Source organism: Nodosilinea nodulosa PCC 7104 (assembly GCF_000309385.1).
Classification (GTDB): Bacteria; Cyanobacteriota; Cyanobacteriia; order Phormidesmidales; family Phormidesmidaceae; genus Nodosilinea; species Nodosilinea nodulosa.
The window spans coordinates 2,323,968-2,338,613 of the sequence record NZ_JH976537.1 but is presented as its reverse complement, the minus strand read 5'-3'; the positions used below and the strand labels follow the sequence as shown (position 1 = coordinate 2,338,613).

The window sequence follows — 14,646 nt, the reverse complement described above, 5'->3', positions numbered from 1 at the left end:
CAAATCGGCCTTTTTGCAGCTGCGATCGGCCTAATGCCAACTCATCATCTCCCCCACCTTCCCTACCTTCCCCATCACCCCATCACCCCATCACCCACCTCCTCTATTGGCTGCCCCGCCGTGTAGGCCTTTAGCGCCTCGATGATGTGAATATTGGCCTTGGGGAAGGGAAACTCTTCGATGGTGTCGAGGGTGACCCAGCGCACCTCGTCGCACTCGAGCGGCTGCGGCTCGCCGCCCAGGTGCGTGCAGTGGTGCACGTTGAGGGTGACCTTGAAGTGGGAATAGGCGTGGGTGACGGTGCAGAGGCGATCGCCCACGGCAATCTCAATTCCCAGCTCCTCCTGAATTTCTCTGGCGATGCAGGCTTCGATGGTTTCGCCCGGCTCGATTTTGCCGCCGGGAAACTCCCACAGGCCGCCCAGCAGCCCCGACTGCTTGCGGCGATCGATCAGAATCTGCCCATCGTCATTCCAGATCACGGCGACGCCGATGTGCTTGTGGGGCAGGGGGCCTTTGGCTTCTGACATGGGCAGCTCCGATTGAATATTGCGATTATAGGCCTGGCAGTGGGCTTGCCAGGGGCAGCGATCGCACTGGGGCTGGCGACGGGTGCAGAGGGTGGCGCCCAGATCCATCAGGGCCTGGTTGAAGTCGCGGGGGCGATCGGGGTCGAGCAGGTGTTCCGAGAGCCGCCAGAGATTGCTGATGGCTTTAGCGGGAGGCACGGGCAGCGCCACCAGCCGGGCCAGCACCCGCTTTACATTGCCGTCGAGAATGGCATAGGGCAGGTTAAAAGCCGAGCTGAGAATGCCCCCGGCGGTGGTTTTGCCGATGCCGGGGAGGGCTGTAATCACGTCAAAGCCCTGGGGGATTTCGCCGCCGTGCTCGCTGACAATGCGCTGGGCCGCCCGGTGCAGGTTGCGGGCGCGGGCGTAGTAGCCCAGCCCCTCCCAGGCCTTGAGCACCGTTTGCTGGTCGGCTGCCGCCAGGCTTGCCACCGTGGGAAACTGCTCTAGCCAGCGCTGGTAGTAGGGCAGCACCGTTTTCACCTGGGTCTGCTGCAGCATCATTTCTGATACCCAGATGGCGTAGGGGCTGTCGATGTTGCGCCAGGGCAGGGCGCGGCCCCAGTCGGCATACCAGGTCAGCAGTGCCCCCCGCAGCGCCTGAACAGGAAAATCCGGCCAGGGCAGAGTCGCCTGGGCCGGATTGGGGGAAAGCAGGGGCTGGTTTAAAACCCTTGCTGTACTCGTTGTGTAAGAACCCTCAACATCGCGCGCGGTAGAACGGCGACGGTTTGGGGAGGAAACGGAAGGGCGATTTTCCGCCTGGGCTGGCCGTTGTCTGTCGCTCACTCAACCTCAAAGGAGGAGTCTGCCGACATCAGCGAATGCTCAAAGGCCATGCGCTGCTCGGCACCTCGCAGAAAATACCCGCTCATCATAGCAGAGGCCAGCAGTCGACCCAGGCTTTCGCGGTTGGTGGTAATTTCTACGTCGAAATGCTGGGAGGGCAGTCCGCCGAGCAGGCCGATGATGTTGTGCTCCATCATTTGCTGAACTTCGGTGGAGGCCGGGTTAGAGAGCTGGGAGATGGTTTCTGGACTCATGCTGTGAACGTACTGCATGAGAGAGTTAACTTGCTCAGAATTGTTTTTAAAGCCGTTAAAAAGGTCTTGGGCTTTGCCGGAAGAATTGCTCACAGTGGATACCTCGCTTGGCTGGCAGTAAGTGCGGCCTGGGTTTATCAGATTGAGCTGGATGTGATTAGTATTCCCCATCAATGTGTAGAAGATGACTATCGGTTATCTACATCACAATTAATGCCTACATTGGGGAAGGTGGTCATTCCTGAAACCCATGTGATTAAGTTAACAGGCTGCGTTTTGCCCCTGGGTAGGTAGAACCGTACTCACTTTGGATGGGTTTTGCCCCCGCTGAATGAATTCACAATGTTGTTCTGTAGGTAGATGTCCGCGCTGGGCCTAGCGGTCAAGCTGAAGCGATGCTTTCTAAGCAAGGTCTTAGGCAATTTAAGGTAATCATCATCTTGCCATGGCCCCTATCTGACACAATTGCCAGCAATGTCCCCAAAAGCTCCAATAATGACGCTTTCTCCTCCCGTTGCTCTGCCTTTAGAGGCCAGGTCAGCCAATCATGACCTAATCGCCCAGTATCGGGCTGTACGTAGTCTTAGCGAAACGCTTTGTCAGCCCCTTGAGGTCGAAGACTACGGCGTGCAGGCCATGGCCGACGTCAGCCCCCCGAAGTGGCACTTGGCCCACACTACCTGGTTCTTCGAGACATTTTTATTGCGTCCGTATTTAAGTGAATATCGGGAGTTTCACCCCGGCTACGGGTATCTGTTTAACTCCTACTACGAGGCGGTGGGCGATCGCCACCCCCGCCCCCAGCGCGGTCTGCTGTCGCGGCCCACGGTGGCCGAGGTCTACGACTATCGCGCCTACGTAAATGAGGCCATGGAGCAGCTGTTGCAGCAGCCGGACCAGTCTTCTGCCGTAGCAGAACTCGTCACCCTGGGTCTGCACCACGAGCAGCAGCACCAGGAGCTGCTGCTCACCGACCTGAAATACAATTTGGCCGTCAATCCGCTGTACCCGGCCTACCGCAAGGATGTCGCGATCGCAGCTGCCAAACCCCCAACGCCGCTAGACTTTGTTGGCTTTCCTGGCGGGCTGTATACCATCGGCCACCAAGCCGCTGGCTTTGCCTTTGATAACGAAGGCCCGGCCCACCCCGCCTACCTGCAAGACTTTGCCCTGGCCAACCGCCTGGTCACCAACGGCGAATACCTGGAGTTCATGGCCGATGGCGGCTACCAAACCGCCGCACACTGGCTGGCCGAGGGCTGGGCCATGGTGCAAAGCGAAGGCTGGCAGGCCCCGCTCTACTGGCAGCAGCGCGACGGTCAGTGGATGGTGTTTACCCTGGGCGGACTGAAACCCGTGAATCTGGCTGAGCCGGTGAGCCACGTCAGCTATTTTGAGGCCGATGCCTTCGCCCAGTGGCGGGGCTGCCGCCTGCCCACCGAGGCCGAGTGGGAAGTGGCGGCGGCAACGGCCCCTACCCAGGGCAACCTGCTGGCGACCGACCATCTGCATCCTCAGCCTGCCGCTGGCTCTGGTCAGCTAGAGCAGCTCTACGGCGACACCTGGGAATGGACCCAGAGCGCCTACCTGCCCTACCCCGGCTTTCGCCCTGCCCCCGGTGCCGTGGGAGAATACAACGGCAAGTTTATGTGCAACCAGATGGTGCTGCGGGGCGGCTCCTGCGTCACGCCGCCGGGACATGTGCGCCCCAGCTACCGCAACTTTTTCCCGCCCAGCGCTCGCTGGCAGTTCAGCGGCCTGCGGTTGGCGAAGGGGTAGATGGGTGGATGAGTGGATGAGTGAAGGGAGCGACTTGAACCCTCACCCGCCCACCCGCCCACCCATCTACCCGCCCACCCGCCCACCCATCCACCCTCCCACCCATCTACCCTCCCACTCATCCCCCCATCCACCCCCATGCCCCCCATCCACTCTCCCCAAACCCAGCAGCCCGCCGTCAAGCTGTACGACTTTCATCCCCCCGTGGAGGATTTTCGCAGCGCGGTGCTGCGGGGGCTCAGCCTGCCCCAAAAGTCGCTTTCGCCTCAGTTTCTCTATGACAAACGGGGGTCTGAGCTGTTTGACGCCATCTGCCAGCTGCCGGAGTATTACCTGACCCGCACGGAGATGAGCATTCTGCGGGCCAACGCGGCGGACATTGCGGCGGCATTGGGCGATCGCGCCCTGGTTGAACTGGGCAGCGGCAGCAGCCAAAAAATTCGCATTTTGCTTGGTGCGGCTCCCCAGGCCAAAACCTACGTGGGGGTCGATATTTCGCGCCAGCATTTGCAGGAGGCCTGCGCGGCGCTGATGGCCGATTTTGAGGGGCTAGATGCGATCGCCGTCTGCGCCGACTACACCCAGCCACTGCCGATTGCCGCTATCCCTGAACTACAAAACCAGCCCACCATCGGCTTTTTTCCCGGTTCCTCCATTGGCAACCTGGAGCCAGCCGAGGTAATCGCCTTTCTCAAAACTGTGGCGGTGCTGGGCGATCTGATCGTGGGGGTCGACCTGAAGAAACCTGCCGCCATTCTCGAACCCGCCTACGACGATGCCCAGGGCGTGTCTGCCGCCTTTGCCCTGAATGTGCTGGAGCGCATCAATCGGGAGTTGGGGGCCAATTTTGACCTGGGCCAGTTTGAGTATCAGGCCCGCTACAACGACGCGGCAGGGCGGATTGAGATGGCGATCGCCAGCCTGAGCGATCAAACCGTGCGCCTGGGCGAGGCCGAGATTTCCTTTCGCCAGGGCGAAACCCTGCGCACTGAGCATTCCTACAAATACACCATCGACGAGTTTCAGCTCTTGGCCATGGAAGCTGGGTTTAAGCCCGTGCAGGTGTGGACCGATGCGGATCAGCTCTTTAGCCTGCACCACTTGAAGCAGATGTAGGAGAGCTGCAATCCAAAATCGCCAATCCAAAATCCGCAGTTGGTATGAGACGCTAGACACCAGTGTTAGCTGGATGCGCCCCCTATGCAGGTTGATTGGCAAGACGTTAAGTCCTACGACGACATTGTTTATCAAAAGGCCGATGGCATTGCCAAAATCACCATCAATCGGCCCCACAAGCGCAATGCCTTTCGCCCCAAAACCATTGTCGAGCTGTACGAGGCTTTTCTAAACGCCCGCGAAGACAGCCGCATTGGGGTGGTGCTGCTGACCGGGGCAGGGCCGCACACCGACGGCAAGTACGCCTTTTGCTCCGGCGGCGACCAGAGCGTGCGCGGCCACGGCGGCTACATCGACGACGAAGGCACTCCTCGGCTCAACGTGCTCGATTTGCAGCGGCTGATTCGCTCCATGCCCAAGGTGGTGATTGCCCTGGTGGCGGGCTACGCGATCGGGGGCGGCCACGTGCTGCACGTGGTGTGCGACCTCACCATTGCTGCCGACAACGCCATCTTTGGCCAGACCGGCCCCAAGGTGGGCAGCTTTGACGGCGGCTTTGGGGCCAGCTACCTAGCCCGCATGGTGGGCCAGAAGAAAGCCCGCGAAATCTGGTACCTGTGCCGCCAGTACAGCGCCCAGGAGGCGCTGGAGATGGGGATGGTGAACTGCGTGGTGCCGGTGGAAGATCTGGAGGCCGAGGGGGTGCAGTGGGCGCAGGAAATTTTGCAAAAAAGCCCGATCGCCATTCGCTGCCTCAAGGCGGCCTTTAACGCCGACTGCGACGGTCAGGCAGGCCTGCAAGAGCTGGCGGGCAATGCCACCCTGCTCTACTACATGACCGAAGAGGGCTCCGAGGGCAGGCAGGCGTTTCTAGAAAAGCGATCGCCCAATTTTCGCCAATATCCCTGGCTGCCGTAGGGAAGGATGAGGATGTGAGGGGATGAGGAAGGTGGGTGATGCCCACCACCAGTAACAGGCTATGTCACCGGGGCGTTCAGGCAAGGTCTCGGAACGGGAATCGCGCTAAACTTGTACAAGCGATTGGACATGTTCTATGCGAGTTGTTACCTTCAGCGAAGCCAGAAACAAGCTCAAAGCCATTCTTGATCAAGTGGTAAATGACGCTGACTATACCATCATCACCCGGCGAGATGCCGAGGATGCCGTCGTCATGTCGCTAGACTACTTCAATAGCCTGCTAGAAACCGTTTATTTGCTCAAATCTCCTGCTAATGCTGCCCATTTGGAGCGATCGATCGCCCAGTATCGCCAGGGCCAAACCCAAGAGCAAAATCTGCTCGATGAGTGATCGCAAGCTGGCATGGACCGATGCCGCCTGGAAAGATTATCTCTACTGGCAAACCCAGGACAAAAAGACCCTCAAGCGAATCAACGCGCTGATCCAAGCCGCTAAAACTCTCCCCTTTGAAGGCATCGGTAAGCCTGAACCCCTGAAAGAAAACCTATCTGGCTTTTGGTCGCGCCGCATAGACGACACGCATCGCCTTGTCTATGCCGTAGATACCCACTATTTGACTATTATTTCCTGTCGTTATCACTACTAGACTCGCCCTCCGAGGTAGGGAAGCAAAGGCGATGGGAGGAATCCAGGCAATCCCTTCAGGGCAGATGACGAGCTGGCGACTCAGTGCTAGGCTGCGAACAGCCCATCTCGATTGATTGCTATAGCCCTATGAACCCCCTGATTGAGCGCATCCAGACCAGTCTGCTGGATTTGGTTGGGCAGTTTGTTCAGCTTTTGCCCGGTCTCCTGATCGGGCTGGTTCTAGTTCTGGTGACCGGGTATGCCGCTAAAGTGGCCCAGCGGGTGGTGGGCAAAATGAGCCAGCGGCTGGTGCCCAGCCGATCGCTGCAGCTGCTGGCCGTTCAGGTGGCCCGCATTGGCACCTGGGCGTTGGGCTTGACGATCGCAGCGGTGGTGGCCTTCCCCGATCTGCGGTTGGGAGACATGATTGGCCTGCTGGGGCTGGGCTCGGTGGCGATTGGCTTTGCCTTTCAGGACATTTTCAAGAACTTTTTGGCCGGGATTTTGCTGCTAATCGAAGAGCCCTTTCGCCTGGGCGATCAGGTGATTATGAGCGACTACGAGGGCACGGTGGAGGCAATCAAAATTCGCTCAACCCAGCTGCGCACCTACACCGGAGAGCTGGTGGAAATTCCCAATGCGATCGTGTTTACCAACCCGGTGCGGGTGATGACCGCCTTTCGCAGCCGCCGCACCGACCTGGATATTGGCGTTGACTACACCACGCCCCTGCCCCTGGCCAAGCAAACCTTCCTCGACGTCGTAATGAACATGGAGGGCATTCTCAATGCCCCGGTTCCTGAGGTGGATGTGGTGGGCTTTGGCGACAGCTCGATCGACTTTAAGGTGCGCTACTGGACCACGCCGCAGATCGCCGAGGTGCGCCGGATTAAGTCGCAGGTGGCGATCGCCCTCAAGGCCGCCTGCGACGAGGCCGGCATCACCATTCCCTACCCAATTCGCACGGTGCACATGTTTGATCAGACCCAGTTTGACGAAAGCGCGCGGCTGACCAGCGGCGCTGGGGCTGGGGATGCCTCTGGCTAGTAGACTGCGGCACAAGTGTGACGGCTATTGTCAATCGCGAGGGAGCAGGGGAGCCAGGGAGCCAAGCGAGCTGGAATAGTCGGCATATTTCAGCCTCCGAGTACTAGCGCTAAACCTGGGCGGCACTGCGGATGCAGCGGCCAATGTTGGTGTCTATTTTGAGAATGTGGCTGACCAGCCAGTCGGCCAGCTGCTGATAAATTTCTAGGGCCACGGCCTCGCTGGCGTCGCTGGCTTTGTAGCGATCGTGCAGGTGGCCAAAGGTGGCGATGAAGGTGGCGTGGGCCTTCTGGTTGACGTCGGCGATCGCGCACTGGTGCTTAGCCGCGCAGGCTTCTTCGTGCTCGAAATGCCACTCGGCGTAGAACTTGAGAAAGGCAAACAGCTTTTTGATCGCGGTGGCCCCTTTGTTCTCGGCGATCGCCACGCCCAGATCGTTGACCGCAGCGATTAACTCCTTATGGTGGGCGTCGATCATCGGTACGCCGGTGCTGAGGGTGTCGTTCCAGGTGAAGGGGTGGATGGGGGTTGGGGTGGTCATGGTGGGTGGGGAGTGGGGGAGTGAGGGAGTGAGGGGGATGAGGAGATGGGGGGGATGGGGGTGGAGGGGCTATGGGTAGATGCTGGTGTGGGATTCGTGGTCTAGCAGGGGGAGCAGGGCGATCAGCCAGAGGGTCAGGGCGCTGTGGTAGGGCAGAGTGAGGTGGAGCCAGATCCATAGGGTTATGGCTAGGCTCAGGGGGCTGGTCATGAGGTCGGCTAGCTTGAGCAAACCGAGAAATCCTTGCAGCAGTCGCAGGGCATCGTGGGTCATGGCTACACCTTGCCTTTGAGGAAGCCAACTAAGTTGTGGAGAAACGATTGGCTGACCGGGGCAGCCCCAGCAGCGGTTTTAGGCGCGGATCTAGAGGCAATGCTGAGTTCGAGTTCCTCGGGCTCAGTCGATGCTAAGAAGGCCGGAGGCGGGGCGACGATTAGAGGCATTTCTTCGGCCAGGCCGGTCACAATCAGGCGAAAGGCGATTTGCTGGGCCTTGGCTACGGTTAAGTTGAGCTGTGTGGCCACATCGGCTAGGGCCACGGTGCCGTTGGTAAACTCCCACACCTGCCATTCGTTCGGGTTGAGCCGCAGGGAGGGTTTGCCCTCAATGACGCCAATCAGGGCCGACGAGGGGTCGGGCAGTTTTTCATCGAGGGCTTTCCAGTCTTTGAGGGCGCGCAGCCCGGCCAGGGTGACATCGGTGGCGGTGGCGATCAGCCCGGTCATCTCCGCAGAGGGCAGCGGGGCCTTGGGGTCAAACTGAAACCAGCCGTCGGGCAGGGCAAACAGGGCGCACACCTGACGCATGACCTGGGTATAAAACAGCAGCTTGAGCTGTTCGGCGGTGAGCACCCCCTTGTTTTTGAGGCACAGACCCAGGGGCGTGTGGATCTGGCAGGTCTGAGACAGCCGAGAAACGGCGTTGTCGCCCATCCAGCCCCGCTGGGCAATCAGCCGCATCAGCCCCTGCTGGTCGAGGCTGTTGCCAGCGGCTACAATTTGCCCCTGGCTAAACCAGATGTGGTGATTGTGGCGATCGCCGCTGGCGGGCTCTTTGAGGGTGCAAATGGTGAGTAACCCTGTTTTATGGCCCTGCTCCAGCAGCTGAAACAGCTCGGGCAGGGAGAAGTCGGCGAGATATCCGGTAACACTCATGGGTACTGTCCCCTTTTGCAGAGGTTTAAAGAACTGGTGGTTGGCCACGGTGCTGTGGCTGGTGGCTGCGTTGTGGTAGCCCTGTTGCGCATCCTTAGGGGACGGTGGCCAAACTGCCAGACCAGGCGTGCTGCACCAGGGCAATCACCGCCTCGGCCACTGAAGCAGCTTCGTTGGCGTTGACGGCAACTACGGGGGGGCGGTGATTGGGGTTGGGGTAGCCCAGGGCCAGGGCAATGTTGGCGGCGTCCCAGGCGCCGGGGCAGTCGGTGTGGGTGAGGCCAATGATCATGGGCACGGGCGATCGCTGCTTCATAAAGGACATAATGCGACGGGCCTCGCGAAACTCGTGGGGCCGATGGGCCGCCACCAGCAAAATGTAGGCGTGGGCCTTTTGAATCAAAATGTCCCACATGAAGTCGAAGCGCGACTGGCCGGGGGTGCCGTAGAGGTGCAGCGCCATGTCGGGGCCAAACTGTAGGCGGCCAAAGTCAAAGGCGACGGTGGTCCGCTTTTTAAGCAGCAGCGCCTCGTCGGTGGCGCGGCGATCGGTATCGACCACCTCAATTTCACTAACAGATCGTATAAAGGTCGACTTGCCAGCCCCCACGGGGCCGGTGACCACTAAACGCATGATTTCCATGGCTGGGCGGAGGCAATTAAGAACAGGGTCAAACGTCGTTGGGGCGGAGCTTAAATTCAAGGGTGAAAAGCAGGAATGGGCTGGCAAGTGTTAGGAATCATCCCCGGCCAGGCGCATCAGCTAGCGATCCTCCTGGATCCCCCTTAGCGGGCGTTTGAAAAGTGATCTGCTGTAGCTTTAGCCATCTGCTGATCCCCCCTGCCTCCCTTAAAAAGGGGGGTAAAGGTTCCCCCTTTAAAGGGGAGTTTGGGGGAATTTCACTTGTACTTAAAAAGACTTTTCCGACATCCTCTTAAAAAAGGGGATCTTGAAGCGAACTCAAACCTCCCTGAAAAAAGGGGCGGGGAGGATCGGGCGCTACATCAAAATGGCCTTGAGATCGCCCAGGGTGCGCTTAATTTCAAGCATCAGCAGGCCCTGCTTAGCCGCTTTGTCGGCCAGCACCAGAAATACCGCGTCTTCGCCGCAGCTGGTGAGAATGCCGTAGCCCTTGTCGCCTTCCACAAAAATGCGATCGATGCCGCCTCGGGCCAGTTCGCTACCAATGCGATCGCCCAGGGAAAGCATGGCCGCCGACATGGCCGAAACCCGCTCTTCGTCCATGCCGCCGGGCAGGACAGCCGCCAGGGGTAACCCATCGGGAGTGACCACCGCTGCCCCCTGAATGTCGGTGGTGGAGGTGACAAAGCTTTGCAGACTGTTGATCAGTTTTTCGGTGCTAATCGCCATGGTAATTCTCTCTTTTTGTAGGGGAAAATGGATAGATCGTAAACGCTGAAAAATAGCCCTGCGGACGGCTACATTGCCCCGGCCCCGGTTGCGATCAGCCGTCTAAATAGGCCCTCTGACCAGCCTGTTTCTTTTAGTACCGCCGCTGCCGATACTTCGATGTAGGCCTGCTCAATGAAGGCTAAATCGACCATGCAGATTTTGCTCAGGGCATCGCACAGCTGCTGGTCTTTGCCATCGGCCAGGGCGCGCTTGCCGGCCTCGTGGACGACGACCGCCATGGCGGGCACCACATGCTGGGGGCCGATGCCAATGCGAACGTGAATCAGGCCAATGCGCCAGCGCCGCTCGGCGTAGTCATTGCCCCAGCCGTCCATGCCGGTGAACATTTCGTGGAACCAGGCCACAAAGGTTTCACGCAGGCGATGAATTCTGCCTTCAGACTCATTGAGGATGGCGTTCATCTCAGCATCGCGGCCCAAATACTCATAGAAGTAATCAGACATTTCGGGCGCAATTTCTAAGCCCCAAGTGGCAGCGGACTGAAGCACTTTTTTGTCGTCGACACCAAAGTCAATGCGCGACACCATCTTTGACATAAATTCGTTTGGTTGAAGACTCATTTAGCTAATCCTTAACAGAGGGCTGTGTTTCAACATCCTTGTTTTATCGTTTTTGTGGTAGCTATTAACAGGGCATGAACACTTAAACCTTGAAACACAAAATGGTCTATTCAGGGGCCAGAAAATAGCCGCTAATTTTGTAGATTGATGACAATCTTGGCCAATGCCATCCAAAAGCGGGAAGGGTCTTATTTCTTAAGAAGTAGATAGCGATACCCTCGCCGGGATAAAGTGTTGTAAACGACTTAGGCAATTCCAAGGATGTTTATGTGGTTGAATGAATGCTGGGGCTAATGTTTGAGCGATCGCACTTTAGGAACCCCTGAATTGTTTATTTCGGGATCGCGGGAATTGAAAATTGTGTTTGTGAACAACCATGGCTTTTTCTCAGCCAGATAAGCATGGCTTTGCGGCTGGTTTTTTAGATTGATTAACTTAAACGAGGATTACAGGCCAGCTTGTTTAAGTTGCCTAAAGCAAATCTCTGTGATGTCGGGGTGAAGGGTGCGTAGATTTACGGATGCCTGCGACACATTTCTTTAACTGATGGGGCCATCGCAGGGCTGTAGAGCATCGGCACCCGTATAAGCCGCAGCCGGGACGCTATATAGTGAAGTGCAATCTGGTGAAACTAGAGGCGGTTAAACCCATGGCCCGACGACCAACGGCAGATGACGGGGTAGATCTGGCTCCATATATCGATCACTCGCTGCTCAGCCCCGCGGCAACCGCAGATCAGGTGGCCCAGTGGTGCGCCGAGGGCGATCGCTACGGGTTTGCCGCCGTCTGCATTGCCCCCTGCCACGTGGCCCAGGCGGTCGATCTGCTGCACAACAGCAAGGTCAAAGTCTGCACGGTGATTGGCTTTCCCACCGGGGCAACCACCTCGGCCACCAAGCTCTACGAAGCTCAGGAGGCCGCCGAGCGGGGCGCTGATGAGCTGGATATGGTGATCAACCTGGGCTGGCTGAAGGCGGGTAAAACCGATGCCCTGCACCGAGAGGTGGCCACCATCTGCGAAGAAACTGGGCTGCTGGTGAAGGCCATTCTCGAAACCGCCGTGCTCTCCCCGGCGGAGATTGCCCTGGCTGCCGAGGTCTGCATGGACGCGGGGGCATCGTTTTTAAAGACCAGCACCGGCTGGCAGGGGGGAGCCACCGTCGAAGTGGTGCGCCAGCTGTGGGAAATTACCCAGGGGCGTGTGGGCATTAAGGCCTCGGGTGGCATTGGCACGGCGGCCCAGGCCGTGGCCCTGGTGCAGGCAGGGGCCACCCGCATTGGTACCTCCCGTGGGGTAGAGCTGATGCGCCAGCAAAAAGAAGAACCCGCCAAGGAAGAATAATCTCCCCTGGCGGGTTCTTGGCTGATGGAATTATGAATGGTGGTGCACCGGAGGTGACTCTTGCTCAGCCCAGCGTCAGCCTGAAGGCAATCAGGCCAATCAGCGCCACCAGGCCGATCGCGCGGCGGAAGTAGTTGACCCCCTCAAACAGCTCCTGCCAGGCCCAGGTAAACCAGGCCCCGAAGGCAATTAGGTCGATCGCGGTTTGCAGCGCGCCGTCGGGGAGAATGGCCTGCACAAAGGTCGCCGCCACCGCCACTAGAATTGGTAGATTGGGCGGTTGGGCAATCACAATATTGCCGTCGCGATCGCGAAAGATGCGATCGAACCAGGAGGGTTGCCGCACCCCAGGGTTAGCCAGGTCTGGATTGGAGGGAGAAGTCATCTACAGGAACCACGGGAGCAGTAGTCGTCATACTAGAGCTATTGCCCTGTGCTGCGCCTGTACCAAAGGCCAGAGGTGGTCATTCTCCCAAGATAGAGCAGCCCCAAAACCTGAACCAATCATCCCAGTGAGCTAACTGCCGAAGGGGTTGGTCGGCAGCCCTGGCACCGGAGCGGCGATTGCAAAGATATCCCCCGCATAAAACCCCTGCTGAATCTCCTGCTGGCTCAGCCCTACGGAGGCGGTGGTGACGTAGAGCGTAGACAGGTTGGAGCCACCAAAGGTGGGGCAGGTGGGGCGCTGTACGGGCAGCTCAACCCGCCCTAGGGCCTCGCCCGTGGGGCTAAAACAGGCCACCCCCCAGCCGTCCCACAGGGCTGTCCAGAGGTTGCCGTCGCGGTCGATCGCCAGCCCGTCAGGCTCCACGGGTTCATCGCCCAGATCGACGACAACGGTGCGATCGCTGATGTCCCCCGTCTCCCCGTCAAACCGGTAGGCGAAGATCTTGCGCTGGGGCGAGTTGGTCAAATAAAAGGTGTGGCCGTCGGGGCTCCAGCCCAGCCCGTTAGAGATCGTCAGCCCCGTCTCCATCATCTGTACCGAGCCATTGGGGTCGTAGCGGTAGAGCGAGGCCTGGCCAGAGTTGGAGCTACAGGTGCCCACCCAAAAGCGTCCCTGGGGGTCGCACTTGCCGTCGTTAAAGCGGGTGCCAGGAGAGGAAAAATCAAAGGAGTAAAGGGTTTCGATCGCCCCAGAGGTCAAATCTAGGTAAGCAATGCGAGAACCCAGGGCCATCAACAGCTTTTCACCTGCCATCAGCGCCAGAGTGCTCACCAGATCGCCCACGTCCCAGTGGCAGTCGTCGCCGCTGCTGGGCTCAAACACATGAACCCGGTGATTGTAAATATCCACCCAGTAGAGCACCTGTTTGGCGCTGTCCCACAGGGGGCCTTCTCCCAGGCGGGCGCGGGCATGGAGCACGTTTTGGGCCGATAGCTCAGGTCGTAGATGAGTTGGCATAGCTGATGAGACACCTGAATTGTTTACAAAAGGGCCGCATAGCCCGCCTAGGGACAATTCTATTCAAAGCTATTCGCGGAGAGGTTAAAAGCCAGGGTCTAGTTAGCAGCAGCACCGCAACAATTTTCCTACGGCTTCGCTGCCTGACGGATCTCCTCTGTGGCTGCAATTTGCTCCTGGCTGAATCCGGCCTGCTCCAGGTGATCCAAATACGCCCGGCTGGCGTAACGGCCATCGAGGGAAAGTGCCTGGCGATAGTTGGCCACGGCCTGGGCGCTATCCTCTGCCGACCAGTAGGCCAATGCCAGGGCGACCCAAGGGTGTGGGTTACTCGGCTCTAGCTGGGTGGCGGTCTGGGCCTCAGCGATCGCCTGCTCCTGCTGCCCCAACCGCTGATAGGCCAGGCTGAGGTTGTAGTGGGGGATTTCGTTGTCTGGCTCCAGGGCAGCGGCGCGGGTGTGGGTCTCTACCGCCGCCTCTAGCTGACCATCTACCAAATAGACAATGCCCAGGGCGTTGAGGGCGGGCACGTGGTCGGGGTTGTAGGCTAAAGCTGTCTTTAAAGCAGTAACCGCAGGGGAGGCGTACCCGGCCAGGTGCTGGGTCCAGCCCAGGAGCACCTGACCCTCGGGGTTGCGCGGGTCGAGGGCAGCGGCAATTTTGAGGGTGGCGATCGCCCGTTCAAAATCCCCCTGCTGGCGAAAGGTCAGCCCCTCCTGTCGGTAGCGCGCCGCCGTCGCCGCATCCACTAAAAACGGTGGATAGATCATCGTCTCTAACGCCGCCGCCGAAAGAGACGTCTGCTGCCATGGCACCGCCGCCTCGCGCTGGCAGCCCACCAGGGCCAAGGCAGCAAGCAGTATCCAGTAACAGGTTTTTCCCATAGGGCTGTTCTTCCGTAGCGTTCTGGGTGGAAGGAAGGACAAAGCGCTTACTACTGCAATCGGGTCCTGCGGCAAATCATACGACGCTCCCGACCCGTGGAGGATATGCGATCGTATCTACTCCCCTACTCCCGCACTCCTCACCCCCCCACTTCCCCACCCCCTCACCTTCCCAAAAGCCCGATGTATTCCACACAGCACGGCAAACCCAAGGCCCTGCTGTAG

At 59.0% G+C, this 14,646-nt stretch carries 18 protein-coding genes; 7 read left to right on the top strand and 11 right to left on the bottom strand.

Annotation, left to right across the window (positions count from 1 at the left end; genetic code table 11):
* Window positions 1–74: 74 nt before the first annotated feature.
* On the bottom strand, window positions 75–1,358 hold the full coding sequence (gene mutY / locus LEPTO7104_RS0110660) for an A/G-specific adenine glycosylase (protein ID WP_017298566.1): 1,284 nt from the start codon (window positions 1,356–1,358) through the stop codon (window positions 75–77).
* Window positions 1,355–1,705, bottom strand: a complete 351-nt coding sequence (locus LEPTO7104_RS0110655; protein WP_026072579.1) for a DUF760 domain-containing protein — start codon at window positions 1,703–1,705, stop codon at window positions 1,355–1,357. The genes mutY and LEPTO7104_RS0110655 overlap by 4 nt, the downstream gene beginning before the upstream one ends.
* A 402-nt stretch (window positions 1,706–2,107) precedes the next feature.
* Between LEPTO7104_RS0110655 and egtB the strand changes: the two genes are divergently transcribed.
* The 6 genes from egtB (at window position 2,108) to LEPTO7104_RS0110625 (ending at window position 7,100) form a co-directional block, all read left to right on the top strand.
* Window positions 2,108–3,391 carry an ergothioneine biosynthesis protein EgtB gene (gene egtB / locus LEPTO7104_RS0110650; protein ID WP_051158491.1) on the top strand — a complete coding sequence of 428 codons (1,284 nt, stop codon included), beginning with the start codon at window positions 2,108–2,110 and terminating at the stop codon, window positions 3,389–3,391.
* 138 nt (window positions 3,392–3,529) lie between these two features.
* A complete protein-coding gene (gene egtD, locus LEPTO7104_RS0110645; RefSeq protein WP_017298563.1) occupies window positions 3,530–4,507 on the top strand; it encodes an L-histidine N(alpha)-methyltransferase in 978 nt (325 codons plus the stop codon).
* A gap of 84 nt (window positions 4,508–4,591) precedes the next feature.
* A complete protein-coding gene (gene menB, locus LEPTO7104_RS0110640; protein WP_017298562.1) occupies window positions 4,592–5,425 on the top strand; it encodes a 1,4-dihydroxy-2-naphthoyl-CoA synthase in 834 nt (277 codons plus the stop codon).
* Between the two features lie 136 nt (window positions 5,426–5,561).
* Window positions 5,562–5,816, top strand: a complete 255-nt coding sequence (locus LEPTO7104_RS0110635; protein WP_017298561.1) for a type II toxin-antitoxin system Phd/YefM family antitoxin — start codon at window positions 5,562–5,564, stop codon at window positions 5,814–5,816.
* Window positions 5,809–6,072, top strand: a complete 264-nt coding sequence (locus LEPTO7104_RS0110630; RefSeq protein WP_017298560.1) for a Txe/YoeB family addiction module toxin — start codon at window positions 5,809–5,811, stop codon at window positions 6,070–6,072. The genes LEPTO7104_RS0110635 and LEPTO7104_RS0110630 overlap by 8 nt, the downstream gene beginning before the upstream one ends.
* Before the next feature lie 128 nt (window positions 6,073–6,200).
* Window positions 6,201–7,100 carry a mechanosensitive ion channel family protein gene (locus tag LEPTO7104_RS0110625; RefSeq protein WP_017298559.1) on the top strand — a complete coding sequence of 300 codons (900 nt, stop codon included), beginning with the start codon at window positions 6,201–6,203 and terminating at the stop codon, window positions 7,098–7,100.
* Between the two features lie 109 nt (window positions 7,101–7,209).
* Here LEPTO7104_RS0110625 and LEPTO7104_RS0110620 read toward each other — a convergent pair whose 3' ends face one another.
* From LEPTO7104_RS0110620 to LEPTO7104_RS0110595, 6 genes are all read right to left on the bottom strand, one after another.
* On the bottom strand, window positions 7,210–7,641 hold the full coding sequence (locus tag LEPTO7104_RS0110620) for a bacteriohemerythrin (RefSeq protein ID WP_017298558.1): 432 nt from the start codon (window positions 7,639–7,641) through the stop codon (window positions 7,210–7,212).
* A 69-nt stretch (window positions 7,642–7,710) separates the two neighbouring features.
* On the bottom strand, window positions 7,711–7,914 hold the full coding sequence (locus LEPTO7104_RS0110615; protein WP_017298557.1) for a hypothetical protein: 204 nt from the start codon (window positions 7,912–7,914) through the stop codon (window positions 7,711–7,713).
* 2 nt (window positions 7,915–7,916) lie between these two features.
* On the bottom strand, window positions 7,917–8,795 hold the full coding sequence (locus LEPTO7104_RS0110610) for a DUF4388 domain-containing protein (protein ID WP_017298556.1): 879 nt from the start codon (window positions 8,793–8,795) through the stop codon (window positions 7,917–7,919).
* Between the two features lie 94 nt (window positions 8,796–8,889).
* Window positions 8,890–9,438 (bottom strand): GTP-binding protein, encoded by a 549-nt coding sequence (locus LEPTO7104_RS0110605; protein WP_017298555.1) that lies wholly within the window; start codon window positions 9,436–9,438, stop codon window positions 8,890–8,892.
* 357 nt (window positions 9,439–9,795) lie between these two features.
* Window positions 9,796–10,167: a roadblock/LC7 domain-containing protein gene (locus LEPTO7104_RS0110600; RefSeq protein ID WP_017298554.1), complete on the bottom strand. Its 372-nt coding sequence runs from the start codon at window positions 10,165–10,167 to the stop codon at window positions 9,796–9,798.
* 68 nt (window positions 10,168–10,235) lie between these two features.
* On the bottom strand, window positions 10,236–10,790 hold the full coding sequence (locus tag LEPTO7104_RS0110595; RefSeq protein WP_026072577.1) for a protoglobin domain-containing protein: 555 nt from the start codon (window positions 10,788–10,790) through the stop codon (window positions 10,236–10,238).
* A 649-nt stretch (window positions 10,791–11,439) separates the two neighbouring features.
* Between LEPTO7104_RS0110595 and deoC the strand changes: the two genes are divergently transcribed.
* On the top strand, window positions 11,440–12,132 hold the full coding sequence (gene deoC / locus LEPTO7104_RS0110590) for a deoxyribose-phosphate aldolase (RefSeq protein ID WP_026072576.1): 693 nt from the start codon (window positions 11,440–11,442) through the stop codon (window positions 12,130–12,132).
* 64 nt (window positions 12,133–12,196) lie between these two features.
* Here deoC and LEPTO7104_RS0110585 read toward each other — a convergent pair whose 3' ends face one another.
* The 3 genes from LEPTO7104_RS0110585 to LEPTO7104_RS0110575 all read right to left on the bottom strand — a co-directional run bounded on the left by LEPTO7104_RS0110585 (window position 12,197) and on the right by LEPTO7104_RS0110575 (window position 14,421).
* Window positions 12,197–12,517 (bottom strand): hypothetical protein, encoded by a 321-nt coding sequence (locus tag LEPTO7104_RS0110585; protein WP_017298551.1) that lies wholly within the window; start codon window positions 12,515–12,517, stop codon window positions 12,197–12,199.
* A gap of 132 nt (window positions 12,518–12,649) precedes the next feature.
* A complete protein-coding gene (locus LEPTO7104_RS0110580) occupies window positions 12,650–13,537 on the bottom strand; it encodes an SMP-30/gluconolactonase/LRE family protein (protein ID WP_017298550.1) in 888 nt (295 codons plus the stop codon).
* 128 nt (window positions 13,538–13,665) lie between these two features.
* The gene (locus LEPTO7104_RS0110575; RefSeq protein ID WP_026072574.1) at window positions 13,666–14,421 is read right to left on the bottom strand and encodes a tetratricopeptide repeat protein; all 756 of its coding nucleotides are present in this window, start codon (window positions 14,419–14,421) and stop codon (window positions 13,666–13,668) included.
* Window positions 14,422–14,646: the final 225 nt, after the last annotated feature.